Source organism: Desulfosarcina cetonica JCM 12296, assembly GCF_001311845.1.
Lineage (GTDB): Bacteria > Desulfobacterota > Desulfobacteria > Desulfobacterales > Desulfosarcinaceae > Desulfosarcina > Desulfosarcina cetonica.
This window is the reverse complement of the sequence record NZ_BBCC01000010.1, coordinates 45,855-71,431: the sequence shown is the minus strand read 5'-3', so window position 1 is coordinate 71,431 and position 25,577 is coordinate 45,855. Positions and strand designations below refer to the sequence as shown.

Sequence of the window (25,577 nt, the reverse complement as noted above, 5' to 3'; positions counted from 1 at the left end):
AACCAAAATAGTGATCTATAATTATTACCTATTCAACTGAACCAGTGCCCTTATCGGCGATCACACCGAAATGATGAGCAAATATAGCGAGACTCGACTGCTCTATAAATTTCTGAAAAGAAAGCAGCCAAAAACCATTACAATCTATCAGCCTTTGCATGTTAACAGGGAAAAATGCAGGCAATAAATCTGATTTATTAAGTTTCCTAATCCTAAATCCAGATTGAGATACAAGAGACATTAATTCAGTTTCTGAATAAAGAATCTCATGGCTTGGCAAACCCATTTTTTTAGAAAGATTTTCACAAAGTGAAATGCTGTTAGGGCATCGGTAGATAAAAAGCAAACCATCATCTTTAAGCACTCTGTAGGCTTCTTCAAGAGAAATCTGCGCTTTATCCTTTGGCATATGCTCAAGCGATGCATAGTAAACAACCGCATCAAACATTGCATTATTAAATGGAAGACTGTGAGGATTATAAAAAGAGAGTTGGAGACGTGGATAATTTTTTTGAAGGTCTTGCCAAACATGAATAAAGTCTTCAGGTTTCATCTGAAAATGGTCATAGTATTCAGATGTCTCACGTATATCGATTCCTTGGACTTTGAAACCAAATGAAGACAAAACAGCTGAGATCCCACCGAAACCGCAACCTAAGTCGAGTATATGAGTATTCCTTTTCCCCAAACGGTTTACAATTTCTATAATGTCCCGAATAGTCCCCTCACGGTAAAGCTTACAATCGTAATCAAATCGAACAGGAATATTTTCTTGAATATGTTTACACGTTATGTCTCTAACGTGTCCCAATTCTTGTTCTATTCTTCTTTTTAACGACATATTCCCATTCATTTTTTTGTCACCAGAAAGTTACCTATGGCCATATAATCAAGGCCAGATGTCAAAAAAGTATCTACTGCATCCTCAGGCGAACATACGATTGGGGAACCATGAAGGTTAAAAGATGTGTTCAATACACCTCCGACTCCAGTGAGAGACTCAAACTCTTTTAAAACTTTGTAATACTTCTCATTCTCTGTTCGATCCACTATTTGTGGTCGAATAGTCTTGTCGTATGGATGTATGCTAGCTCTAAGTTCTTTCCATGCCCTTTCTTTGGTCATGAATGCCATAGACATATACGGTGCTGGAATCTCTTTGGGATTAATGATGTAATCATGCATTCTCTCTTTTAGAATTGATGCAGCAAACGGCATCCAGAAATCCCTATTTTTGATTAATCGGTTAATAACCTGTACAGTATCCTCCCATGATGGATTTCCAAGGATAGATCTATTTCCTAGGGCCCTTGGCCCGAATTCCATAGGTCCATCAAACCTAGCAACGATTTTATTTTTAGCCAGCAAAGCTCCAACTTCTTTTTCAATATTGTCATATTGCTTGAATGTAAATTCACTGTTGTGACCAGAAAGGGTTTTTTCAATCGTATAATTCGAATATTCAGGCCCAAGATATAGATTATTAAGCGGCTTAACATCGTTTCCTATCGGTTTTCCATCATTGCCATACAAAAACCCATAAATAGCAGCTCCAATCGCACATGATTCATCCGACGAAGCAGGGCATGCATACACTTTATTTACCTCAGGCAATTCGGAAACAGCCATATTTGCTTTGACATTCATAAAAAGGCCTCCTCCAAGGACAATATTTTGAATCCCAGTCTTGGCCACTGCTCTTTTAACCCAATTGACAACCAAGTCTTCGACAAGCTTCTGGGCTGCACCGGCAATCCAGTCAAAGCGAAATTCTCTCAGTTTATCTTCAAGGAAATAGTAAACTACGCGGGTGCTGTTTGTGGCCTGAAAACGCAAATCATCAGTAACTTGAATCAAGTCTTTCATTATCTCATAAGCTTTATCAACACCAACTTCATCAGCATATGGTGACAGCCCCATCACTTTGTACTCGTGTTCCATGAACTTCATTCCGAGGTATTTTGTTACCATTCCGTAAATAAACGCAAGTGAATTGAAATTAGGAGTTTGAGAAATGGTTGTTATTTCATTATTATCAACCACATAAACTGTGCTGCAGTTGTGATTACCCATACCATCACTTGTCATAACAAGTAATTTATCACGCATCAGATCGGGATATGCATGAATACCAGCAAGTGCATGGGATAATTGGTGTGATACGGAGGATATTTTCGAAACTTCAATTCCAATTTGTTTTGCCAATGAAACACAACGACGTCTGAACATTCTGCCTTGAACGATTTTTTCATTGACCAAATTTCTTAATGTTAATAAATATTTTTCGAACAAAGGGAATTTATAGCCGATTTTTGCTGTTGTCCAATATAGATTGTCACTTAATAATGTGTTAAATACTATGTTGCTAAAGGTGGGTCCTCCATTTCTGTTTTTTTCGTCCAGAATAAAAGAAAAGGGATGTAGACTCGGCAATATTATTTTATCAATATCTATAGTTGATATTCCCTCTGATTTTATTAGGTACTTTACGGAGAGCCATGGAAAACCTTCAAACCCTTTAATTCTGTTTAGGCGTTCTTCGTTGACACAACGAATAATCTTACCGTCTTTTAACAATGCCGCAGAAGCACCATGACCTTCACATATTCCAAGTATATACATATTCTACCCTTATACCGGTGCACAGTGATTTCAATAAGTACAAATCATTAAAATTAAATTGGCTTCTACTTAAAATTAGTTATATTAGAAAATGTTAGCTGCCCTTATAATATTTTATCTTTTCTTTTAGTGTTAATGTGCATATAATAAAAAAAATCAGCGTATCGACTTATGTGTCTAAAAAAAGGGTTAAAATTTAAATCAATAATGCTTCGTATTAATCGAGGAAATATTACCATCATTCCAACCATTCTCTTTTTAATAAGCCTGTAGAGTTTATGCTTTATAATAATACGTAATATAAAATCTGGCAAAATGGGTATTAAAGCAAATATAAATTCGAACCCGACATATTCCATTCGGACAATGTTATATCCGCCTTTCCCATCTATTCCTTTTCCTCTATATATGCCTTCAAGTGCATTTTCTGATAAAATATTCGACTTGCAACAATTTTTCAAAATTTTCGTTTTTGGATAAAACGCCAACCAGAAAAAGGCTATAAAGTTAGGCCGGTACCTTTTATATTCAACTACTGCCTTTTCATAATCTTCAATTGATTCTCCCGGAAGGCCACCTATATGGTCAACTATCAGTCTAATCCCGCTTTCTTTGACCAACTTCATTGCTCTCATTATTTCTTCATTCGATTCCGGACGATTCAGAACATTACTGCGAATACTTTGATTGAGGGTTTGAATTCCAATCTCAATGTCAGTGCAGCCAGATATTTTAAGGAGATTCAAAGTATCTCTATCAAGCTGCCTCGGATGGACGGCGCAGACAAATGGTTTATTAATTTCAATTCTATACACTTCAAGAAAATCAGATAGCCATTTCTTGTTTTGAATAAACGTATCATCTCCAAAAATTACATAAGAATATCGAATCCCACTCTTTAATGCCCACTTCAACTCTCCAATAACGTTTGCTACACTGCGTTTTCGTATATATTTCTTCTTATCTTCCAATGTGCTATTATAGCAAAAACTGCAGGTATACGGACATCCCCTAGAAGTCATAATGTAGTATCGCTTTGCCATATGTGGCGCCTCATGGATAAATAATTGCTTATCAGGATTCGCAAGTTTATCCAGGTCATCAAGTATAAACCCCGCTGGATTACGGATAATTTCACTGTTGGATTTAAAGAAAAGATTCTTTATTCCCTGTAAATTAATACGATGCAAGCGATCGAATCGATTAGCAAGCTCGACGAAAGCTGCCTCTCCTTCGCCAATGCAAACTATATCGATGCATTCTTCCTCAAGTACTTGCTCCGGGCAAGTAGTTGCATGTATACCTCCAAAAATTATTGGAGTGTTGAGCCGATCTTTAACTTTGGCTGCAATATCGCGGCTCCAATTGAACGTCTCACTCATCACTGAAAATGCCACGATATCTGGTGCAGTTGCTGCTATTCTATCGATTAATGTGTTTTCTGAGAAATATTTCTTGTTTATCCATGATATTCTGCAAAAGGCGTCGTAAAACAGCTTGGGGTCATATACCAATGATACAAAGTGACCTGCGTTTTTTAATGAACTGGATAAATACTCAATCCCAAGGCTTTCATATGCTTCGGCAACAAATGTAACTCTCATGACATGGATTCCCTTGATTGTCCCCTAAGGAAGATTGATATTGCCTTATTAAAATCAAACCAAAACAGGTTTTTATTTTTCATATATCTTCCTGCATTTTTAAAAAGCCATCTGGGTCTGAAATAAAAAAGCAAAATTGCAATTTTCTTATATTGTTCTAACTTTTTTTTTGTCATCCCCTTAGGAATATATACCGGCCAGTTTTCAACAAATCCTTCACCCATTTCACCCTGAGCATAGAGATCTATCGTATTATCGGGAATAACTCCTTCTTTTATAGCCTGATAATATATTTTAGCCCCAGGCATCGGTTTTGTCAGGTGAACGCCAATGACTGATGGATCAGCCTTAGACGCAAATTTTATTGTATCTTTAAGCTCTTTCTTTCCTTCCGTCGGAAATCCCATCATGAGAAACATACCTGAAACAATATTATTTTTATTTGTAATTCTAATAGCCTCTAGTATCTTCTTCTCAGAGACACCTTTTCCAATTACTTCATTCCGTATCCGGGTATTTCCCGATTCCACTCCATAAAGCATCGCTCTGCATCCTGCCGCTGCCATTTTTTTAACAAGCTCTCCATCAACACAATCGGCACGAGTATTGCTTCCCCACTTGACATTTAACCCGCGATGAATAATCTCATCGCACAAATTCATTACATGCTTTCTATTCATAGTGAGTATATCGTCAAGGAAATAAAAATTTTTCCAACCTTTCCGATACCAAATCTCCATTTCATCAACAATATTATCGCTTGAGCGCATCCGGTAACGTTTACTCACTGCTGGTCTTGAGCAAAAATTGCACTTAAAAGGGCACCCTCTGGAAGTAATGATACCCATCTCTTTTTCCAAGAAACATTGATACTTTTCCAAATTCACTAGGTGGCGGGCTGGAAACGGAATTTCATCCAATTGTTTGATTGTTTCACCCTTAATAATTCCAAAAATTTTTTCTCCCTGTAAAAACCGCACTGCGACATCGGTAAATGTTATTTCTGCTTCTCCTGTTATAGCAACATCAAAAAGTTGAAATCTATTATAAAAATCTGGATCTGCACTTATATGGGACCCTCCTATACAAATTTTAATGGAATGGCCGTATCGCGCCCGTATAGCTTTTGCTATTTGAACACATGTCCGCAATGAAGAGGTCAATGAAGATAAGCCAACAACTGTCGGCTTTGCGCTATCTATGGTCTGAATGATCTCTGAGAGAACCATCTTTTCAATAGCAGGATCTATGATTTTTACTTTAACATTTTTTCGTTCTAACATAGCGGCAAGGTACATCAACCCAAGTGGAGGCCAGTATCGTTGGTCTCCCAATACATTAAGATGAAATTCAAATGTAATTGGACAATTTATCAACAACACATCACAATTATTCACAATCCCTCTCCTTGATGGCAATAATTCTTAACCATTCATTTGTACCTGCCCATCGTTTATTTCTCTCTTTCTTCTCAATCGTATCGATACCATTAGTATAAAGAAAGGCCAGATACAAAGTGTTGATGAGTAGGTAAATGTACATCTTAATTCTATCTTTTTTCTTTTTTAAAATATGGTCTACTTTTATGTCAATACCAGCCTTTTTTAATATCGGAGCTGTTTTCTGTGATAGAAAAACATATTTAACTGGCACATCAAAACCACAGGATGATAAAAGATAAGATATACTTTTGGTTGAAAAATTGTTGATATGTTCAGATTCAAGCAGAATGGTTTTAAACTCATCCCATGCTTTACCGGTTGGCTTGCCAAGATAGCTATTTGGAAACTCGATATAAACATAGCCTCCTCTTACAAGCAAATCATTACATTTTTTAAGAATAGTTTTTGGTTCCAAGATATGCTCTAATACATGAGAGAAAATAAATAAATCAACTTTCTCATCTAACATATCAAGGGCGTCTTCAACCGAACATTGTAATACTTCCAGTCCGCTATAACGTATAGCATTTTGAACTTTATAATTGTCTAGCTCTACGCCGATAACTCGATAATCGTTTCTTCTAAAAATCGACAACAAATTCCCACTTGAACAACCCAACTCAACAACCAAAGAACCCTGAGATAGGTTTGTATTTTTTTTAATAAAGGCGTACTGACTTGCAGCACGCATATTCGCATAAACATTTTTTCATTATCGACATAGGTGAGAAAAATGAATTCGAGTATCCAATGCTGTAATAAGTATTACGATAATATTCATCCAATACAGACTTAGAGGGTACTGGAACCATCTGAAAATTATCGCAATGATCACATCTGAAGATATATCTGGAATCGCCAAAAATACGATTTGTGCATACATTCGCACCCATTAGTCCATTACAAATATTACATTGCATATTCAGTCCATATCAGTTTTTTTCAAAGTTTTTATTCATCTTTGTTTTCTGCTTTTTCACCTATTGGCTAACATCATTTACAAATGATGTTAGCCACCTGCATAGCAGGTGGTATATCAGGATGTCCCCTCAAAGGGGCGTTGACGTCGGGAAAGCCCCGTTGAGGCTTGGTTTCAATTACCTATTCAAAGTCCAGTTCCATTTGTTGTTTCTCAAAAGCTTCTTGATAGCGGATATAGTTTCTTATGGTTGCTTCATCAAGACCAACTGTGCTCAAACAATACCCACGGAACCAAAACTGCTTTGGTGTCGCCTGCCCTTTGCGATGCATATGTCGATTGATTCGAACGGCGCTTTTTCCCTTCAGAAACCCGATGGTGTTTGCAAGGCTATATTTCGGCGGAACACTCAGGCACATATGTGTACGTGATCGGACCTTAAGTTCGCTTCTAAGAATTCGCGACCCCGCTGTGCCTGCACAGGTCTTTCATTATTTCGTCAACCAAGCGTTTGAATTTGCCATACAGCTTTCTCTTGCGATTACTTTGGTGCGATCATCAAATGGTATTTACAATCCCAACGAACGTGCGATAAGCTTTGCCAATCATGCATAGGTTCTTCCTCCTTCATGCCCTATGGGGGGACTTTCCCGGAGGAAGAACCTATTTTATTTCTCGCCGGATCGGTAGAACCTATCTGCTTCTATCACTAAAAGTGGTGGCTTAGTGCCAGAGTTAGGATAAATCATTTATCAGAGATAAAAGAGGAGAATGCAAACGTAGACAGGTGCCATTTATCTATCCATATATGGTTAACTCTGACACCAGTCATCATTTGATCTTTGTTCGGGTGGATCGCGATGTGATGTTACGAAAACTGGCGCAATAGTCATGACCTCCAGCAAAGCTGGAGGCTTGACACGTGAACCGCTCAAAGCGGTCAAGTTCATTAGCCACCTAAAGGTGGCGTCGCTTTAACCAAACATCTGAAGCTGATCGAGCCTTCGGTCTTCCTGTTCCTGCTCTCTAATATATTTCCGGATTGTTTCCTCATCCCTGCCGACCGTTGATACATGGTATCCCCTGGCCCAGAAGTGCTGCCCTTTGTAGTTTCTCTTTTGCCCCATGTAGACTCTGGCAATATAGATCGCACTTTTACCTTTCAAGTATCCAATGACTTGCGATACCGCGTGTTTGGGTGGGATCGATACGAGCATGTGAACATGGTCTTCCATCAAATGCCCCTCAAGGATCTCACATTCTTTCTGCCGGGCGAGCTCTCGGAATACCTTGCCCAGATACTTTCGGAGTTCGCCATAAAGGCTCTTTCTCCGGCATTTGGGTATCCAGGTTATGTGGTATTTGCATTCCCACTTGGAATGGTTTAATGATTGTACATCACTCATGAAAGCCTCCTGTCTGCCGAACTTTGAGCGGTTCACACGACGGGAGGCTTTCTCACATTCCCGGAAATGTCAAACTTTGGGAGTCCCCCGGCAAAGCCGGGGGTTTACCCTTGATACAATTAACTATTTTCCAACTGAAATTTCAAATCTGTTAATGGCAAATCGGATTAAATATTTATAATCTTGAATGGATGGGCTTTTTTTTTTACCTTTTGATAACTTTTTAAGAAACGGACCTTAGTCCTTTAAGACGCCCGAAGTTGATTCATTTTTTTTGTGCGGTTTAAGAACAATTTCCAGTCCTTTTTTTGCGATTCGACAGACAAATTTAATATCCTCTAAAGAATGTATCTTATAAAAGATCCTATAAAAATGCAGTATGCGATTTCGAGCTACTTTTCTTATAAATGAGTTTCGTAGTCGGGCAATTTCAACTCCTGTCATGTACAAAGTATCAATCCCACCAGTTGTAACAGACGAATCCAGTGGCAGGGACAGGCCTTTATCGCGAAAATATGTATGAAGTTCAGTCCCAGGAAAAGGATAGGCAGAATAAAATACTGCTAGATCTACGTGAGAATTCATAGCGTATCGGAAAGTATTCTCAATAGAGGATCGCTTTTCCCATGGAAACCCAATGATAAAGGTACCAATAGTCCAAATCCCTATTTTATTAGCATATTTTATTAGGTGTATTGCCTTTGCTTTGTCATATTTCTTTTTTATGATTTTTGAGGTTTCGCTGTCACCGCTTTCTAATCCGAATGTTAGACGATAGCACCCTGCCTTCTTCATAAGTTCGATACTTTCTTCATCAAGAAGCCAGATGGCGATGCCATTGGGCGTACACCATTTAATATTTATATTACGATTAATTATCTCATGGCAAATGTTTTTTAGTCTTGTAAGATTGCACGACATCGAATCATCTAATATTGCAACTTCTCTTACGCCGTATTTCTGTTGCAGTTCAACTATTTCATCAACTACAGATTCTGCTGAACGTCCCCTCCAACTACGCCCCCATACGCTTTTTACCGAACAGTACATGCAATTGTTTGGACACCCTCTCGAGGTTACAATTGTCGTTATTGGATGGCGATAGTAGAAAGGGTTCTTATCTTGACCAACAAAATAATTTTCCATCGGTAACAACTGTCTGGCTGGGAAGGGAATTGTGTCCGCATCTTTTAAAAGTTTTCGTTTTTTCGTAAAAATTGTTGTTTCATCTTTTTTGAACGCGATACCAGGTATATATTTCAGACTCTCATACATTTTTGCCCTTGAGCCATTATGATCGAATGCGTTAGCGATTTCCAACATTGTCATTTCTCCTTCGCCAATGCAAACAGCATCAAGAAGAGGATCATTTATGACTCCTCCGGGCAATACAGAGCAATGCGCCCCTCCCATTATAAAAAAAGATTCGGGGAACAAACTCCGCATTTTTTTTAGCGTAATATGTGCTTCCTCACTATTTTTAGTAAAAGAGTTTGTTATGCCAATTATATCAGGTTGATATCCGCCAAGATATCGTTGAATATCTTTAAAAGGCAGTCCAACCCGAAAGTTTTTTCCATGTTGTATTGTTATATTATATCCTTCACCAAGTATGTCAAGAATTCGAACAGAGTGCTTATTTGCTAAAAGAAATGAAGCCAGATAGCTATGCCTAAAGGTGGATATGATGGATTTAATCTTATCTCAGACTTCTCAAATATTCCTGCTGGATGTACAAATAAAATCTTCGCCATTTTCAACTCTATCAGTTAAAGACCTCCCTAAAGCGGAAGGCATTAAATAGATCATTAATGAATAGTCAGTTACAACTGCTGAAACCGAAAGCATTTATAGGGTATCGAAGATGTCAGAACCAGCCATGAATACCTATTGGTTATGCTACTTCAAATTCCAGGAAGTAAAGCAGATGCGATATTCAGTGAATGCTTACAATAAATCTTCATTATGATTGATAGGTTATTATTTAAATTGGCTCATCGCGGATTAGTGTAATTTTTCTCCATGATCAAAGTCATAGATATTTTTTCCCATTGATTTTACAGTAAAAATTAAAATCACGGGTTTGGTTTTCACACTAATCCGCGATGAGCCTTTTAAATTTTATGTGTAATCTTTTTTCCTACCATAATTTGCCCCATGGGCATTAAACGAAAATAGTCTCCATTCCACTGCTGATGTATAACTTCAAATCCACATTTAATCAGAACACTACGCAAGTTTTTTCTTGTAAAAAAACGAATATGAGGGTTTGTTGGATAAAAATAGCGATCAAAAAAGAAGCAACTTATTATAACCTTTTTCAAGAAATTGAAATCGGTTGTTGTTATAAAAAGGACACCATCCTTTTTTAGAACTCTGTAAATTTCGGACAAAAAGTTAATAATATCAAAAACATGTTCAATAACCTCGAGCATAAGAACACAATCAAAAGAGTTGTTTTGATAGGGTAAGCTAACAACATCACAAACGGCCAACCGCATCTTTGCGTTCGCAACTTTATGTGCCTTTCGAATTGCTGTTTCAGCTATATCGACGCCATGAAGTTCCAGCCCTTTTTGTCTTTCGAGAAGCTTTCTGCCAAAACAACCGTCACCACAACCTATGTCTAAAACTCGGCCTTCAATTCTTCCTTTCATGGCATCAAGAATTCTATTTGATTCTTTTTCCGGCCAATACGGTGGATCTGCAAATAGTGTGTTTTCTTTGTCAAGGGTTCCGAGCCAATAATTCTCGTAATAGTTTTTCATAAAGCAACACCGTAGTGTTTGCGCCAGAGTTCGATAAGGAATAATCGCCAACACAAAAACTCCTTATGTTTGTCGATTGGTGAGTACATAGTGTTTTTGAAGTTAAATAGTTTTTCAACTTCCTCTGCACTGTATAAGCTCCTCGCAATAGAATCTTTAGAGCCAAGAATATCCTGAAGCATCTTGAAGTTTGATTTTAATACCTCTGGCATGGGAATGGAAAAGCCCCTTTTCTTTCTTTGAACAATATCTTTCGGTAAAATCTTTTTTGCAATTTCCTTTAGAACGTACTTTTCGTTTGTTTTTGAAAATGAAAAACAGCGTCCCTGGAGTTTAACTTGGCTTGGAAGTGAAAAAACTGTTTCAACCACAGATTTGTCCAAAAAAGGGACTCTGGCTTCGATTCCCTGCGCCATTGAGCCATGGTCCACTTTCATCAGAAAGTGATTAGGTAGTTGCCTTGTTAACTCAAACTGTGATATTGCCCTAAAAATATCTTTCTCTTTAAAATTCTTCATGGTTCTTGCAACGGCCAAATAATGTTTATAGTTCATCTGGCATGGCAGCATCCTAGATATACAATAATAAAAAAGAAAAGATCGAAAGATGCTACTTACCCATGAAAATGGCCATTGGCTTAGACCAAACCATGAGTATCCCCCGAAGACTTCATCCGCACCCTCTCCAACAAGCAGAACTTTAATTCCGAATTCGCGGACTTTTTCACAGATTAACTGAATAGTGAACATACCGCCATCAAGACTGGTTAGATCATCCAGTAAAGGAACAAGCTCAGGTAATTTATAATTTATCTCACTGGGATCAATAAATACTTCATGGTGAATAGTACCGACGTACTCAGCAACGCGTCTGGCAAAGGGTCGTTCATCCAAGGCATGTTCAAAACCTGCGGTAAAAGTAAGTAAGGGTTCCGTTTTCGCCCGTTGAGCAATCGCCGTAATTACTGATGAATCAAGGCCCCCAGACAAAAGAACTCCTGTAGGGACATCAGAAACAAGCTGCGATTGGACAGCATTAGAAAGGACTTCGTTAACGCGTTCTACAGCATCATCTATAGATTTGACTCCCATTGTTTGTGATGGGCTTAGGTTCCAGAACCGTTTAATGGTTTTCCTTCCCTGTTCAAATACAAGAAAGGTTCCTGGTAGTAGCCGCATTACATCTGAATATGCCGTCTTATGGGGCTCATAAATGTATTGAAAACAAACGAGCTGCTCAACTGAATCCAAATCGAATTTTCTTTGAAAAACATTTTCTGGAAGACAATGAAAGACCTTCGATTCAGAACTGAAGTAAATTCCTGATTCATTATTGATATATACAAGTGGTTTGACCCCGAGGGGGTCTCTGCAAAGTATCAATTGTTTTAGACTATTATTCCAGATTGCAAGTGCAAAAATTCCTTCCAGTTTTAAAAATACTTCTTCTTTCCATTCTTCATAACCATGTACAATCACTTCAGAATCTGATTTTGATTTAAAAACATGTCCTTTTTTTAACAACTCACAACGTAAATCTCGATAATTATATATTTCACCATTCACAACAGCATATATTGTTTTATTCTCGTTAGGTATGGGCTGATTGCCGGCATCTGAAAGATCAAGGATAGATAATCGTCTGTGACCCAGATACACTCTGTTGTCAATATCTGAATATATTCCACTGGCATCCGGCCCTCGATGGCGCATTCGCTCAAGCATTTGCTGAATCACTGTCGTGTGATTAAAACTTTCATTTGTAATAAAGCCTGCGATACCACACATATCAGTTTACCCACCCATAAGCCTTATATAATCCATGTACATTATTGGGACCAAACAGCTTTCTTGCCAACTTTGGTGCTACAGCATGCTTTTCGTTTAATTCTTCATTGGACGTGGCGACTTTTAGAATAAGTTTAGCCATTGCATCTGGAGTTGCTTGAACACGATACACCGCCTCCTCAACTAATGGAGCGATCGCAGCAGTTTCATTGATTACAGCAGGAAGACCGCATGAAAGCCCCTCTATAACAACTCTTCCAAGCCCTTCACGATACCGAGAAGGAAGCAATAACAAATCCGAAGCGCTGTAATACAAAGGCAATAAATTTTGTTCTATAAAACCGAAAAATCGTATGTTAGTCAATTTAGACTCAGCCTTGCGCACTTTTGTTTCTTCTGGACCGACACCAATTATAAGGAAGGTCATTTGAGGTAACATCTCTGCCAGCTCAAGTAATATATCTACACCTTTTTCTGGTAGCAAGCGTCCAACAAACAAAAGGCAAAAGCCTTTACCCAGGCTAAGTTTTTTCCTGCAATTTTCTTTATCGAGCGGAATAAATCTTTCGTGATCTATCCACGTAAGTTCGACGTGAATCTTTTCTTTTTCTAATCCAATCTTGATAAGTTCATCTTTGGATGGATCGGAAAGTGCTACTATAGAATGGGAGGCAGATAATAGAAACCGACAAGCCCGAGCAAAAACACTCCTGACATCCATTTCGTAAATGGTATGTGTCGATACCACCCAGCGTTTTCTGAATATAAAACTAATTACCCGTCCCACAATGGCGGCATTGAGTCCTGGTGTATGGACTGTGTCAATGCTCCGATGCTTAAAGAATAGATATAGTATACTAGCTAATAGAAGACCCGGAACAATGTATATTATTTCAAAAAAAGGATGAAGAAGAAGACGATGAAAAAGATCATTTCCCCACCATGGAATTCTAAAAATGGCAATGTTTTCCTTTTTTTCATAAATAGGTCCTTTTACCATTGTAGTTAATGGCTGATAGGTAATAACAACAACTCTGTATCGATCATTTACCAGAGTATTCACCAAATCGAGAAGACGAGTTTCAACCCCCCCAACATTAGGATGAAAAAATGGAGTTATCAGCAATAATTTCTTATTTCTTTTTGCTTTAAAAACCATATCTATTACAAATCATGTTTCTTTAATTATCAATCATTAGTGTCATGTTAAAATGGAATATAGGTCAATTCACTGCTCGATTTGATCGGCAACATCTATTCATTTATTTCCATTACCATTGCCAAGGTGCATGGAGTCAACATCTTTGACGAGTTATATCCTGAATCTTGTTCAATATTTGTGATGGATCTATCCCCCACCCCATATAATAGAAAAATATCCTAAATAGCTAAATTTCAATTTAATTCTCCCACTTTTCGGAGCAACAAAACGTATAGTGTTTCTATCTCCTTTTAGCCTTACTGGGACATCGTCTATGATGCCTCGCCACCCTCTGCACCCCATGAATTTAACTGTATACTGGACGCCTTTTTCTACAATTAATGAAATTATATTCCTGCTTATTGTATATTCGCAAGAAGGTTCAATAATGCTCTTTGAATCCTTAATTTTATAAAGTTTCAAAGTGCAGGAAGGTACATCACCAATATTTGGAAGGGTAATTGTACTGACGAAATCGGCAAAATTGATGGAGAATGGTGGTTTTTTAGTAAAAATGAAATATTCAGAACCCATATATTTAGCATAATCCAATATTTCATCTGTTTTGACATCATTTCCATTTAAAGTATGAAACCAATTAATAAATGATGGAGTGTCTCGATACGAATTTATCATATTACAAATATCAACAATCTTTCCTTCCTGTCTCCATTTTTCGCCATCATCTACGAACGAGACAATCAATGTTTTTTTGTTTGATATTGGGCCGAAAAATTCAATAATCCTGAAGAGATCAGCATCTTTAAGAAAAATTACATCTAAATCGAATCCATTCCTGCTACTCGGAGAAGCATAGAAATATAGAAAAAAAATATATAACCCTATGACAGTAGGTGAAGGGAATGCGCAGATACAAAATAGTCCGATAATAGCTTTTAATAAATCCACTGAAAACCTGTTCATTAAGCTTCGCTTAAAATATTCACTTATCTCAAAAATTATCGGTACTGACAGCATCATAAGATATTCAAAATCTTTATAAGTAAAATAAAAATATATAACAAAAATAAAGTATGGAAGAGTTTTCTTTATTATGATTAAGTTTGATCGTGTTTTATCTGAATATCCAGGAGGACTCCATGAATGTTTATGATGTGCGGTGAGGTTAAAGCTCAGCATAAACGGGTACAGCCAAAAAAAAACCATGATAGCGTGCAAAAACAATACTCCGATAAATATATCCTTGGTAACATGATCGAATAGAAGTTTTATTGCTATTGTGATCCAGCCAAGTAAAGCCAAAGTTGGATGAATAAGGCTCATAGGGATTACCATAAGGCTTCCCAGAACCATTGAATGGACTGAAAAGAATATCATCATAATCATATAAAAACAAAAGCCTATAAAATCATAGCGACCGCAGACAATAACATGGTTTTTATAAAATGGGCTACAAAAAACTACTGGCAGTATCATCAAAAATGCAGGATGGTTAGCAATTAGCATATAACCAGCAATGATTACAAAAAGAAACTGACCGACAATAAACATGTATCTCAAACCTAAAAATCGAATCAAATAATAAGTTAAGGGTGGATATGAAAGATGTAATGGCCTACCGTTATTTTCAAAATTAACTCCCCAGTATCCGTATTTTAACATCCAGTTTTGAATGGTGTTCATCCCAGTATGGTCATTGATAGAATTCTTTCTTGTAAAGCTTATAATCCTTCCGTCTTGTGAGTATATCCTGAAAAAAAAATTAGTCCAGCCTTTTACAATCCAGTAAGGAGAAAAAAAAACCCCTGTTAAACCGGATAGAAAAGCCATAAGTGTATTAGTCATTTTTTTAACCAACGAACCTTACCTTCCGTTTAATTCTTTCCAAGAAATAATTGTAGCCAACCAAAAACCGCAAAATGAATAAACCAATCATCAATAAGGGGTGGAAAAAAAGCCGTCTCCATTTTCCATGCTCAATAAATACGCCGAATAATCGATAATAGGGGCCAAGTTGCTTTTTTATAGCAGGATCACCTGCTCCCCATTTTAGTCGATATTTAAGCAATCCGGATGCATAGTAGTTTTTTTTCTTTCCATAATCTTTAATATTAAATCCAGTTTCATCGTGGTACAGTACAGGCGCTTCAAAGCAAGGATTGGCTCCGAAGCGTTTTACATATGAAGTGATTGGCCATGATGAATTCGCCTCATCTATCTTTGAATTGATTCTCAATAGCCCGATTTTTCCAACTTGGCTAAGTCGTTTATCCAAATCCCAGTCTTCAGGACCAGTGAGCTTTTCGTCGAATCCGCCAATTGATTTGAATACCGATCGTTTAAAAAACCTTGCTCCATCAATCAACGATCCGGTGTAGAACGTACGTTCAAAACGTCGGACTGCCCCCCAATACCCTTGGGCAAGAATAATCTCCGGAATATGAAGGCCAACATAAGCGTTGGCTTCCATGCACCATATGCAAGATTGAAGCAGATCCTGCGTCAAAATCATATCCGCATCAATGTAGAGTGCATATTCTCCATGAGCAACGTCGATTATACCATAATTTCGTTGTGCAGAACGTTCTGGGCCTCGGATAAAGATGTTGTCGGTAAAACGAGATGCAATTTCACGGGTTCGGTCAGTGGAGTGGTTGTCCACTACAATGATTTCCGTATGGGAATAAGTCTGAAGAGCGATGGAAGTAAGAGTTCTCTCAATGAACTGTTCGCCGTTGCGTACAGCCACGACCACGGATACAATAGGCTTCATACAACAATTCCAGCGGATTTATCTATCTCCATCTGACGTGATAAAAAGGTTTCAGCCAGAAACAGGTCTTCTTCACAATGAACATCAAGGCTCTCCTCAAATGGAATTTCGTGATAGAGATGCCGTGCACAATGCCCCTTTCGTATGCGAGGCCGGTGCGAAATCGGGACACCTATTTTGCGGAACAATTTCGGAAATTTTTGTCTGTCTAATCCGGGATCATCCCAGACAGGAAATAAATATCTGGTAACAGGGTTTTCCATGTAAAGGTGTGGTTCAACTTCAACCACAGGATAAATAGCCCCTGCAAGTTCATCTTCCATCAGCTTAACGTACATCCGCCGGAGGGTCTCCCCCTTGATGAGGCATACATTGCAGTTCAGCCCTACAATTATATCCGCGGGCGCTTTAATCTTTTCCTCGATTTTGCATTTCAGCAGTTCTCCCCATTCCGAAGGGGTCGAAAAGCCCCCATTGTAGTAAAGCATTTCCTTGGGTCTCTCCACAACGGAACACCCCAGGGATTCCGTCACCTGAGCAACCTCCTCATCTTCGGTAAATACGAAGACATCATCCATGAAGCCGGCGTCCAGGGCATGTTTCAGGGTCCAGTAGATCATGGGTTTGCCGCAGATTTGGCGCACGTTTTTACGGTTCAACGTGCTCCCCTCTCCCCTTACCATCATTTGTCCTATCACTACCATGGTTGAATCTCCTTTCTTCTTCAGGACGCCGCGTGCCGTCTGAAATCCCAGACGTGGCCGATCAACTTTTTGGCCGCATTCATTAAAAAACGCAAATCGTTAATGTTTCGGACGTTGAGAATCTTCCGAATAATAAATTTCGGAGAAAGCGCGGATTTATAAAGACTTCGGGTAATCGCCAGCACATCCATTTGAGTCACCTCGCTCTTCCAGACCGACTGGCGCATATCATAGTCCGCCCACACCCGCGGCAATAGCCACCCGTTCTGCCGGGCCAAATCAAAAAGTCCGGTTCCTGGATAGGGCACCACGATGGTTGCCTGGAGGGTCTCGATGAATCCCCGACGGAACAGCTCCTTGACATAAGAGACAGTGGCCTCGGCATCCGCCCGCGTCTCCCAGGGGTATCCCATCATCAGGGTGATGTGGGGAGAAAGCCCTGCCCGGCGGGCGGCGGCAAGAGTTTCACCGATCTGGGATACGACGACCCCCTTGTTGAGTCGGTCCAAGGTACTCTGGATCACCGATTCGATCCCGATGAGAATAAACCTGAAGTTGGCTCGCTTCATCAGGTGAAACTCGCTTTCACGCAAAGCCCCCACACGCATATTACAGCCGAAAAAGGCCCGTTTGTGATACCCCCGCGCCAAGATCCCTTCGCAGAAATCCGTTAGCCATCGGCCTTTGGGGAAACATCCGCTGTCGTCAAAAATCTCCTTAATCCCGTAATTGCTGATAAGCTGCCCAACCTCTTCCAGGTGCCGCGCCACCGACACCGTCCGGTAGGTGCTGCCGGGATAGAGGGCCGCCCAGCTGCAAAAAGTGCATTTTCCCCACCAGCAGTCCCGGCCGGCCATGGTATAGGTGCCGGGGAAGTATTTGAAGTTACCGTTTTTGCGGGAATACAGCTCCCATCGGGTCAGGTCACGGTCAATCATCGGAAGCGTATTCAGATCGTGGCTCAGGGATGCCGGTCCCGAATTACAGATTTCGCCATTCCGCCGATACCAGAGACCTTCAGGGACCTTCCGGGGCTCAGAACACTCCAGATATTGGCAAAGCTCTGAAAGCAGGAAGTCATAATCCCCCCCCGTCAGAACGAAATCCACGGGACTGTTCTCCATGGACTCCCGTGGCAGGGCCGTCACATGGTCACCGAACAGCGCAATAATGGGGTTCCAGGCCAGCTCATTCTTCAACTGCCGGATAATCTGCCAGTGAGCTTCGATGACCGGTGTCTTGGACTCCATGGCAATGAGATCCGGACGCATCGTCTTGAGGCGTGCCAGCCAAGCTTCGAACGGAAGGCCTTCGGCGATACCGTCATCCCAGATGATCGAATGGCCCTCTTTTTTTAACAGCGTGGCGGCATACGCCGGAAGAACCGGATAGATATAGGTCGGCTGGGAGAACCACTGGAACTGCCTGTTTTGGGAAAGCAGCGGCGTTCCCTTGCCGGAAACAAGTGGCGGATATGAGATGGAAACCTTCATTACTCCTCAGGCATTTTTCCAAAGCGTTTTGTAACCAGACCTACCGTGGAACTGCCTCCCGACTGTCCTTCCGCGACCCCACGGAACATAGTCTCTGATATCGGCTTGTGAGTTGAAAGAGTGGGAATCAGCAATCCCTTCAAAAAGAAGCTTCCATATACGACATGGGTCGCAATACTCCCCAGGATGGTTAGCAGCGTTTCCAGGGGGCGTAGCAGGTGAACGGAAAAAATGGCAATCAGCAGCAGATACAGCCCGACAACGGTAAGATACCCTTCCCTGGCATAGGGAACCTGCCAGACCAGAGCGCCAGACAGACAGAACAGCACCCACAGAGAGGGGACAAAATAGGCAACCCGAAGGGAATTTTCCGGCCACCGCTTTACGAAGTACCCCCGATGGAGGGCATACCGCGCGACCTGGGCCAGGTGCTTTTGAAAAAGGGGCCGTCGTTGGTGTTCCACCACCACATGGGGGTCATAAACGATCCGTTTGCCGGTATCGAGGACGATCGCCCGGCATAGCAGGGTGTCTTCCCCCGGCCAGTGTTGGGAGGAAAAACCACCCACCTGGAAAAAGACCTTTCTGGATACGAAAAGGTTGCAGGAAGGGTAATCGTCCACATCCTGGAACCGGTGGGGCACATAGCGGTATCGGTATGCGCCGGAAACCACCCGGGAGGCATAGACATTTCCACCGGCCCGTTCCGTCAAGGGACTGCCCACGGGAGTAACCGCCGGCCCGCCCACTGCGGCCACTGTTTCATCCGCAAAATTCTTTGCCGCACTGGCAAGCCAGTCGGTCTCCGGAAAGGCATCGTCGTCCAGAAACGCCAGAATCCGCCCCGTAGCCCGGGCCGCGCCGATGTTGCGCTTTACCGAAGGATTGACAGGGCCTGTGGGGATCACCGACACCCGGTGGTTTCTGGCAATTTCACCCAATTCAGGTGCATCCGCGTCTGGCAAAAGGATGATTTCATAGTGTTCGTAATCCTGGCGAAGGCAAGCCGCCAGGCATCGCCGAAGGGTTTTGTCCGGCGCCGAAAGGGAATGATGATACTTACCGAAACCGTCGGCTTTTCCCAGTAGGCCGGCTGGCCATAAAAATCGAGGACCCGACTCCGGTAGAAAATGGCCATGGTATCGATACCGGTACGCCAACAATCCCTGAACGTAATCCGGCCGAACGGCCTTGAAAACACGACCCGGATGGGAAACTCCTCGATGGTAAAGCCAAGCCGGTGGGCGGCCACAAGCATCTCTAAGTCAAAGGCGAATTTCTTGACCAGAATCCGCGTAAGAATGGCCGTCAGAACCTCCCGTCGGTAAATTTTGAACCCCGCCTGGGTATCCCGTACATTGAGTCCCAGCAGCAGCTTGATGATCCAGTAATATACGGTGCTGATGATCCGTCGCGTCCATGGATAGGCCACAATGCTCTCGGGATGACGCTTTGAGCCGATGGCCACATCGCACCCATTTTTTCCAACGCGTTGAAGATAGCTCCGAATTGAGTTGGATGAATATCAAGGTCGGCATCCATGAAGACAATGTACTCACCGCTGGAAACCATCACTCCTTTTTTGATAGCATGACCTTTTCCCGAATTGACGGTCAGCCGGACAGTTTTAACCTCAGGGTAGCGGCTGGCCAGCAATTCCATGCGGCTGCCGGTGCCATCCGTGCTTCCGTCATCCACCACAATAATTTCGAATTCATACCCCATCTGTTCAAAAACGTGGTGAATTTCACCAACCGAGGCGAGAAGCCGGCCTCTTCGTTGTAAGCGGGAACAATGATTGAAAAAGTTGGCGTTTGTTTCAAATGAATGGGCATAGCTCCGCCTGGCAAATTACAATTTGATGTTTTTTCCATTGTCCCCCATAGAGTCGTATGAAAAATGAACTAACACAATTACGGGATGTTCAATTTGGATGCAGCCTTCCGGCAACCAGCTTTTTCAGAGTCGCCCAGACCGTCCACCAATTGAACGGATAGTTTCATTATCGTCACAACTCACAGAGGGCTTAAATTATTTCGGCTCAACACCGATTGTTTTTATGTCACACTGAAATATCAGACAGTTTTTTGATGGCGATATTCTTGCCTCGAATATATGTCTGTATCGATTGAAACATCTCTTCCTGCTGCGCAAAAGAGGTGATAATGACCGCATCAGGATTAATATTTTCAATCATCTCCGGAGCTTTTATTTTGAACCCGTTAAACCCCGCCCCCTGCTTTTTCGGATCGGAGTCCACAACGCCGATTACCACTAAATCCGATGCTTTCAATGCCGCATGAACGATCTCGGCCGTTTCGGCAGCGCCAAAGAGTACCACCGTTCGAATACCCTCCTCATAAAAACCATTCAGGATATTGGACAGTTCGCGTTTTACCGCTCCGTACATCTGGACAATTTCGGCGGAGTAGAAAAGAAGATCATTCCGAAGGGCAATGCCCCCTTCTGCAGTGAGATGATAGCTCTGGGTACGATTGGTATCCCCCAGCACATTCACCAACCCCTCCTGCTTGAACATCTTGATGTAATTATTGACCATCGAACTGCTCAACCGAACCAATCGGCCGATGGCATGCTGGCTGATCTGGGGACTCTCATGGATCGCAAACAGCAGGGCAAGCCTGCGTAGCGCCTTGTTGGGAGAAAAAAAGGAGGAATTAAATAAAGTGATCATGACCTTCTCTGTTTTAGGCAACAACACGGTCCATTCACTAAATGAACAATTAGCATTGGCGAACCATCCTGTTAACAACGACATGTTACCATATTGCACCCTCAGGGGGAGGCCACCGCCATGTTACGCATTCGGCACCTTCATTGTTGCGGTTCATTGGAAAAAGTCAACCAATTTAGCAAGCTGCAGAATGTTAACGCAGTATTTATGCCGAGATCAAAATAAATGTTTTTGTTTTACAACAAATGCTCTGAGGAAAACCGCGAATCAAGATATAATATTGAAATAATGAGTTTTTTATAAAATTGCGACAGAACTGAAAAGGTTTGCCATGGGCAACGGGATCCTGATTCCGGAAATCATTTCCTATCCGACGCCCTTTCAGCCGTTGAAATTTTGACGCACTCTAACCATTCAATACCCGGACATTTGAAGCATCACCGATAAGAATTGCTGCCTCAAGGGCCAATCGCAATCGCCAGTCCCTTGCCACGAGAAGTTTTCTCCGGCATTCACACATGAACGAGTCCAGGCCGGGGCGTCCACCAAATACAGCAAACGTCTGCATGCCGTTTCGCAACCAATGTTGAAGTTCTCGGCATTCCGTTTCATCCTCTACCTGGCTTCCGATCATGTTTGCCGCAAGTTTACTAAATTGCTTTTGGTTTATGGCGCCGCGGCCGTCTGCACCCCGCGCGGCTGCTTTTCCGGCCCGGGCGCCGAAGACCTGGGTTGCTGTTACCATAGCGCCTCCGATACGGTTGGCGCCGTGCATGCCGCCGGCGCTCTCTCCGCAGGCATAAAGACCCGGCACCCCTGTCCAGGCATTCTCGTCGATGATAGCACCGCCATTTCCAGCATGGGCCATAAGGGCGATCGTAATCTGGCTGTCGGGTTCTACAAGCGCGTCAACTTCGCCACTGAAACTGAGATTTTCGATAAAAAATAGATCTGCGGCAGTATCTTCAAAATCATATCCGACGGGGCAGTGGGTCGCCCGTTTCCCGGCGAGTTCAAACAACGCTTCCGGAACTGGCAACACCTTACCGTCCCAGCGTCTAATTCTCGTACCATTAGTCAGGAAGTCCTGGATGGGCCAGAATTGACGGAATGGAATCTGATGCCACATAAATTGAAGATAGGGGGTATTCACCAGTTCCGCGCCGGCCCGTTTCAAAAGGGCATAGGAAACCCCATGGTTCCCCGGACCGCAAACATTCAGGGAAAACAGGGGGGCGGGACCTCCCAGGGCAACAATTACAGACGATGCAATGATCGCCATTTTATCATTTCCGTTGGCGCGCTGAAACACGGCACCGCACACACGGGATGAATTATCCGGCCCGGTTTTGACCAGGTCTTGTAACAACCATCCATCCAAAAAACGGCCGCCAAGGGAGAGAACACGCCCCTTCATCTTGTCAAAGGCATCGGCCAGCCCCGTATAGATAAACGCCCGTTTCTCTTCAGGGCTGAAGCATCCGGTGACCCTGAAATACGCTCCCCGTGCCTCCCGATCAAATGGAAACCCGATATCCACCAGATCGCGGAACCTCGCCTCGCTCTCTTCGGCAAGAAGGCTTGCGAGACCAACATCGATATGCCCGGGCGGCGCAATGGAACGTGCGTCTTTTACAAAAGCCTCACGTTCCCGGTCATCCATACAGACCTGCATCCCCAACCGATTGTTCATATTGGCAAACGATGAACCGGAAGGACCGGAAGTTTGGCTGACCACCGTGACATTCAGCCTCGGATCGGTCTCTAACGCCGCCCAGGCCGCCCGCAATCCCGCCAGGCCAGAGCCGAGGACCAGAACATCGGAATCTAAAATATACAGGGACATAATAGTCGGTTAAACCAGAACTTGATCAATCAATAGTATCTGTAAACCATGGTGAATTGTGAGAATTGAGGTTGTAAAATTCTTATATCCTTAATTCGTTTCGAGTTTTTCCAGGCAATCGCTGGCATCGAAATTCCAGGGTTCGATATCCAGCACTCGCTCGTAAAAAGTTCGCGCAGAATCATTCTTTTTTAACGCCGAACACATATGGCCGGCAACCAACAACACCTCGATGTCTTCAGGATTGTCCTTGAGAATGGAAAGATAGATTTCTAAGGCGTCTTCCGTACGCCCCTGCTCGACAAAATAAAAATCGGCAAGGTTTTTCCTGAAATTCGGGTTGGATGAGTCAATCGAAACCGCTTGTTCATAATTTTGCAAACTTCGCTCCTTATCCGCCAATCGATAGTACAACACACCTAAGTCGTTGTATGCTATAGCGAAATTTGGATTCTTGGCAAGGATCGATTCGAGGCCAGCGATCGCCTCTTCGACCTTATCTGATTGGGCCAACCGAAGACAATTATTGTATGCCTTTTCCAAAAACAAAACATCCGCTTTTTGAGCTCTTTCATCGCTATTGACGTCGGTTGAATTTTGGTGTGGCTGTTGTTTGACCATTCTTGTTTACCTTATGATATTTGCGATATCCGATCGCAGGTTTGGCAATTGTCACTTTCGTGACGGAAACCAGTCAGTTCTTTGACCCTATCCGAGGGGGTGAACACGTGTCATTTTTATCATAGGACATTAAATCAGCGCCTTTTATTGCGATTCGAGAAGAAATGATAGCGGCATGGCGACATCCGCTCAACTTGCCGACTTGAAATTTCAAAAATTAGGCCAAGAGTTTGATTCGTGAAAGTATACCGCGTTTCAAATCAACATACCGGAATGAGATGATTTACAGAAAATTCAGGAAAAAGATCGGATCAACCATCCAAGATCTATGAGGGTGGACATTTTACTGGGTAGGCCCCGGCTGTTTGGGCAGCAATGCGATAGGATAGTGCATACGAGATCAGCGATAGCAGGAGAAGACGCCTACAATCTTTTCGTTTTTGAAAGCCTACGCGGTTCCAGAAAAGCCGCTGTACTCGTCACCGTCAGAATCCATAGAAACGCCAAAAACATCTTTGCCATCGAATTTGAAGACAATATGGGAAGGGTCGATGGTGCCGTCCGCCGTCTCGTTTTGCCTGAGTGTGAAACCGACGGTGGCGACCTGGCTATCCTTGTCGTAGAGGACGTAATCCGGATACGGATCCAGGTTGATTTCCGTGGCGGGGATGGTATCTCCGAAATTGTAGGTTTCGGCAATATTGCTACTCGAGGCCCGAGATAACTGCCAATTGAACCGATTTTCAATGGAAGCCGGATCCATCCCTTTGGAAAATATGAATTTCATGGTCATGCTAAGTTCTGCACCGGCGTTTTCGAGATAGCTGTCAATGCTGGAAACCGAATATCCCTTGGACATTCGGTAAGGAAAGCTGCTTTCCGCCAACGCAAAGGCGATCCGTGGAGGCTCTTTCTCGTCGATGTAATACCCGAGAAGGCTTGCCAGATTCTCGTCTTTCTCCTCGAGTTCTGCAGCAACAGCTCTGGCACTTTCGATTTCTCCGTCATCCGCATACGCGTAACCGATCTCGGCATATGCATCGTAAAATTCAGGATCCAATTTTAAGGCTTTTTCAAAATGCTCAATGGCTTTCGCTTTATCACCCGACTGGGCGTACATCTTACCCAGGCCGTAATCACCGGCATAGCTTTCCGGATCCAGGCGTTTGACCTGGTTGAACTGGATTTCGGCTTCCGTGTAATTATTCACCTTTAGTAGGGATTCACCATAAGCATATCGCGTTGTGGCACTAGGGTTAAGTTCCATGGCCGCCCGGTACTGCTGCACGGCCTCGTCGTAGCGGTCTTCGGAATAGAGCAACTGCGCTAGCGCACTGTGTAAATCGCCGTTGCTCGGCTCACGAGCGACGGCCTTTTCGTAGGTCTCGATGGCCTTGTCGGTTTTTTCGAGTTTCAGGTAGGTTTGGGAGAGGTATTGGGTGGTCTCGCCGTTGTAGCTGGATTGCGGGGCAATGGCGATGGCTGCCTCGAATGATTTAACCGCCTCCTCGTAATCCTTTTTCAGATACTGGTCGATACCGGTCTGCAGGAACTGGTTGGAGAGTGTTTCCAAACCGTTTTGCTGCTGCACCAATGCAGCCAGTAAATCGGTTCCATCTTTTTCATCAAAGATGCTCGACTGGGTCGTTGGATAGAGCGAATTTTGCAGAATGGTCGCGATTCCATCCATTTTTTTCTCCTGTGGGATATCCCAACGATGCTGCCCCGCCGAAAC

20 protein-coding genes and 3 pseudogenes are annotated in these 25,577 nt (G+C 42.3%); all 23 read right to left on the bottom strand.

The window, feature by feature from the left end; genetic code table 11:
* Nucleotides 1–28: 28 nt before the first annotated feature.
* Complete coding sequence (locus JCM12296_RS04050; RefSeq protein ID WP_083455806.1) at nucleotides 29–853, bottom strand: class I SAM-dependent methyltransferase; 825 nt, start codon at nucleotides 851–853, stop codon at nucleotides 29–31.
* Nucleotides 850–2,622, bottom strand: coding sequence for a carbamoyltransferase C-terminal domain-containing protein (locus JCM12296_RS35870; RefSeq protein ID WP_083455805.1), 1,773 nt, complete (start codon nucleotides 2,620–2,622; stop codon nucleotides 850–852). Before JCM12296_RS35870 ends, JCM12296_RS04050 begins: the two co-directional genes overlap by 4 nt.
* Nucleotides 2,623–2,726: 104 nt before the next feature.
* Entirely contained in the window at nucleotides 2,727–4,226 is a 1,500-nt protein-coding gene (locus tag JCM12296_RS04040) for a B12-binding domain-containing radical SAM protein (protein ID WP_054690166.1), read from the bottom strand.
* On the bottom strand, nucleotides 4,223–5,623 hold the full coding sequence (locus tag JCM12296_RS04035) for a B12-binding domain-containing radical SAM protein (RefSeq protein ID WP_054690163.1): 1,401 nt from the start codon (nucleotides 5,621–5,623) through the stop codon (nucleotides 4,223–4,225). Before JCM12296_RS04035 ends, JCM12296_RS04040 begins: the two co-directional genes overlap by 4 nt.
* A complete protein-coding gene (locus JCM12296_RS04030) occupies nucleotides 5,616–6,359 on the bottom strand; it encodes a class I SAM-dependent methyltransferase (RefSeq protein ID WP_054690160.1) in 744 nt (247 codons plus the stop codon). The genes JCM12296_RS04035 and JCM12296_RS04030 overlap by 8 nt, the downstream gene beginning before the upstream one ends.
* Before the next feature lie 410 nt (nucleotides 6,360–6,769).
* Nucleotides 6,770–7,200 (bottom strand): annotated as a pseudogene (tnpA, locus tag JCM12296_RS50125) (IS200/IS605 family transposase).
* 361 nt (nucleotides 7,201–7,561) lie between these two features.
* Nucleotides 7,562–7,993 carry an IS200/IS605 family transposase gene (gene tnpA, locus JCM12296_RS04020; protein WP_054690154.1) on the bottom strand — a complete coding sequence of 144 codons (432 nt, stop codon included), beginning with the start codon at nucleotides 7,991–7,993 and terminating at the stop codon, nucleotides 7,562–7,564.
* Nucleotides 7,994–8,230: 237 nt separating this feature from the next.
* Complete coding sequence (locus JCM12296_RS04015) at nucleotides 8,231–9,316, bottom strand: B12-binding domain-containing radical SAM protein (RefSeq protein ID WP_054690150.1); 1,086 nt, start codon at nucleotides 9,314–9,316, stop codon at nucleotides 8,231–8,233.
* A pseudogene (locus tag JCM12296_RS50120) lies at nucleotides 9,317–9,679 on the bottom strand (cobalamin-dependent protein); the annotation flags it as partial. It abuts the gene before it with no gap.
* A 428-nt stretch (nucleotides 9,680–10,107) separates the two neighbouring features.
* Nucleotides 10,108–10,761, bottom strand: a complete 654-nt coding sequence (locus tag JCM12296_RS04010) for a class I SAM-dependent methyltransferase (RefSeq protein ID WP_054690148.1) — start codon at nucleotides 10,759–10,761, stop codon at nucleotides 10,108–10,110.
* Nucleotides 10,758–12,548, bottom strand: coding sequence for an asparagine synthase (glutamine-hydrolyzing) (gene asnB, locus JCM12296_RS04005; protein ID WP_054690145.1), 1,791 nt, complete (start codon nucleotides 12,546–12,548; stop codon nucleotides 10,758–10,760). The genes JCM12296_RS04010 and asnB overlap by 4 nt, the downstream gene beginning before the upstream one ends.
* Before the next feature lies 1 nt (nucleotide 12,549).
* A complete protein-coding gene (locus JCM12296_RS35860; protein ID WP_083455802.1) occupies nucleotides 12,550–13,707 on the bottom strand; it encodes a glycosyltransferase family 4 protein in 1,158 nt (385 codons plus the stop codon).
* A 189-nt stretch (nucleotides 13,708–13,896) separates the two neighbouring features.
* Complete coding sequence (locus JCM12296_RS03995) at nucleotides 13,897–15,567, bottom strand: hypothetical protein (protein ID WP_054690139.1); 1,671 nt, start codon at nucleotides 15,565–15,567, stop codon at nucleotides 13,897–13,899.
* Nucleotides 15,560–16,483, bottom strand: a complete 924-nt coding sequence (locus tag JCM12296_RS03990) for a glycosyltransferase family 2 protein (RefSeq protein WP_054690137.1) — start codon at nucleotides 16,481–16,483, stop codon at nucleotides 15,560–15,562. Before JCM12296_RS03990 ends, JCM12296_RS03995 begins: the two co-directional genes overlap by 8 nt.
* Entirely contained in the window at nucleotides 16,480–17,187 is a 708-nt protein-coding gene (locus JCM12296_RS03985) for a cytidylyltransferase domain-containing protein (RefSeq protein WP_054690134.1), read from the bottom strand. The genes JCM12296_RS03990 and JCM12296_RS03985 overlap by 4 nt, the downstream gene beginning before the upstream one ends.
* Before the next feature lie 20 nt (nucleotides 17,188–17,207).
* Nucleotides 17,208–18,680 (bottom strand): B12-binding domain-containing radical SAM protein, encoded by a 1,473-nt coding sequence (locus JCM12296_RS03980; RefSeq protein WP_054690131.1) that lies wholly within the window; start codon nucleotides 18,678–18,680, stop codon nucleotides 17,208–17,210.
* Nucleotides 18,680–19,654, bottom strand: coding sequence for a glycosyltransferase (locus JCM12296_RS03975; RefSeq protein WP_246803962.1), 975 nt, complete (start codon nucleotides 19,652–19,654; stop codon nucleotides 18,680–18,682). The genes JCM12296_RS03980 and JCM12296_RS03975 overlap by 1 nt, the downstream gene beginning before the upstream one ends.
* Complete coding sequence (locus JCM12296_RS43410; protein ID WP_054690125.1) at nucleotides 19,585–20,148, bottom strand: glycosyltransferase family protein; 564 nt, start codon at nucleotides 20,146–20,148, stop codon at nucleotides 19,585–19,587. Before JCM12296_RS43410 ends, JCM12296_RS03975 begins: the two co-directional genes overlap by 70 nt.
* A gap of 65 nt (nucleotides 20,149–20,213) precedes the next feature.
* Nucleotides 20,214–20,405 (bottom strand): annotated as a pseudogene (locus JCM12296_RS50115) (glycosyltransferase); the annotation flags it as partial.
* Nucleotides 20,406–20,742: 337 nt separating this feature from the next.
* Nucleotides 20,743–21,459, bottom strand: coding sequence for a MarR family winged helix-turn-helix transcriptional regulator (locus JCM12296_RS03960; protein ID WP_083455799.1), 717 nt, complete (start codon nucleotides 21,457–21,459; stop codon nucleotides 20,743–20,745).
* Between the two features lie 322 nt (nucleotides 21,460–21,781).
* Nucleotides 21,782–23,221, bottom strand: coding sequence for an FAD-dependent oxidoreductase (locus JCM12296_RS03955; RefSeq protein WP_054690116.1), 1,440 nt, complete (start codon nucleotides 23,219–23,221; stop codon nucleotides 21,782–21,784).
* A 90-nt stretch (nucleotides 23,222–23,311) separates the two neighbouring features.
* Nucleotides 23,312–23,842: a tetratricopeptide repeat protein gene (locus JCM12296_RS03950; protein ID WP_054690114.1), complete on the bottom strand. Its 531-nt coding sequence runs from the start codon at nucleotides 23,840–23,842 to the stop codon at nucleotides 23,312–23,314.
* Between the two features lie 448 nt (nucleotides 23,843–24,290).
* Nucleotides 24,291–25,532: a tetratricopeptide repeat protein gene (locus tag JCM12296_RS03945; protein WP_054690110.1), complete on the bottom strand. Its 1,242-nt coding sequence runs from the start codon at nucleotides 25,530–25,532 to the stop codon at nucleotides 24,291–24,293.
* Nucleotides 25,533–25,577 lie beyond the last annotated feature (45 nt).

Coding starts and splice junctions, on each gene's coding strand:
- JCM12296_RS04050 (WP_083455806.1), bottom strand. CDS start 853: ATGAATGGGAATATGTCGTTAAAAAGAAGAATAGAACAAGAATTGGGA.
- JCM12296_RS35870 (WP_083455805.1), bottom strand. CDS start 2,622: ATGTATATACTTGGAATATGTGAAGGTCATGGTGCTTCTGCGGCATTG.
- JCM12296_RS04040 (WP_054690166.1), bottom strand. CDS start 4,226: ATGAGAGTTACATTTGTTGCCGAAGCATATGAAAGCCTTGGGATTGAG.
- JCM12296_RS04030 (WP_054690160.1), bottom strand. CDS start 6,359: ATGCGTGCTGCAAGTCAGTACGCCTTTATTAAAAAAAATACAAACCTA.
- tnpA (WP_054690154.1), bottom strand. CDS start 7,993: ATGAGTGATGTACAATCATTAAACCATTCCAAGTGGGAATGCAAATAC.
- JCM12296_RS04015 (WP_054690150.1), bottom strand. CDS start 9,316: ATGTTGGAAATCGCTAACGCATTCGATCATAATGGCTCAAGGGCAAAA.
- JCM12296_RS04010 (WP_054690148.1), bottom strand. CDS start 10,761: ATGAAAAACTATTACGAGAATTATTGGCTCGGAACCCTTGACAAAGAA.
- asnB (WP_054690145.1), bottom strand. CDS start 12,548: ATGTGTGGTATCGCAGGCTTTATTACAAATGAAAGTTTTAATCACACG.
- JCM12296_RS35860 (WP_083455802.1), bottom strand. CDS start 13,707: ATGGTTTTTAAAGCAAAAAGAAATAAGAAATTATTGCTGATAACTCCA.
- JCM12296_RS03990 (WP_054690137.1), bottom strand. CDS start 16,483: ATGAAGCCTATTGTATCCGTGGTCGTGGCTGTACGCAACGGCGAACAG.
- JCM12296_RS03985 (WP_054690134.1), bottom strand. CDS start 17,187: ATGGTAGTGATAGGACAAATGATGGTAAGGGGAGAGGGGAGCACGTTG.
- JCM12296_RS03980 (WP_054690131.1), bottom strand. CDS start 18,680: ATGAAGGTTTCCATCTCATATCCGCCACTTGTTTCCGGCAAGGGAACG.
- JCM12296_RS03960 (WP_083455799.1), bottom strand. CDS start 21,459: ATGTCGTTGTTAACAGGATGGTTCGCCAATGCTAATTGTTCATTTAGT.
- JCM12296_RS03955 (WP_054690116.1), bottom strand. CDS start 23,221: ATGTCCCTGTATATTTTAGATTCCGATGTTCTGGTCCTCGGCTCTGGC.
- JCM12296_RS03950 (WP_054690114.1), bottom strand. CDS start 23,842: ATGGTCAAACAACAGCCACACCAAAATTCAACCGACGTCAATAGCGAT.
- JCM12296_RS03945 (WP_054690110.1), bottom strand. CDS start 25,532: ATGGATGGAATCGCGACCATTCTGCAAAATTCGCTCTATCCAACGACC.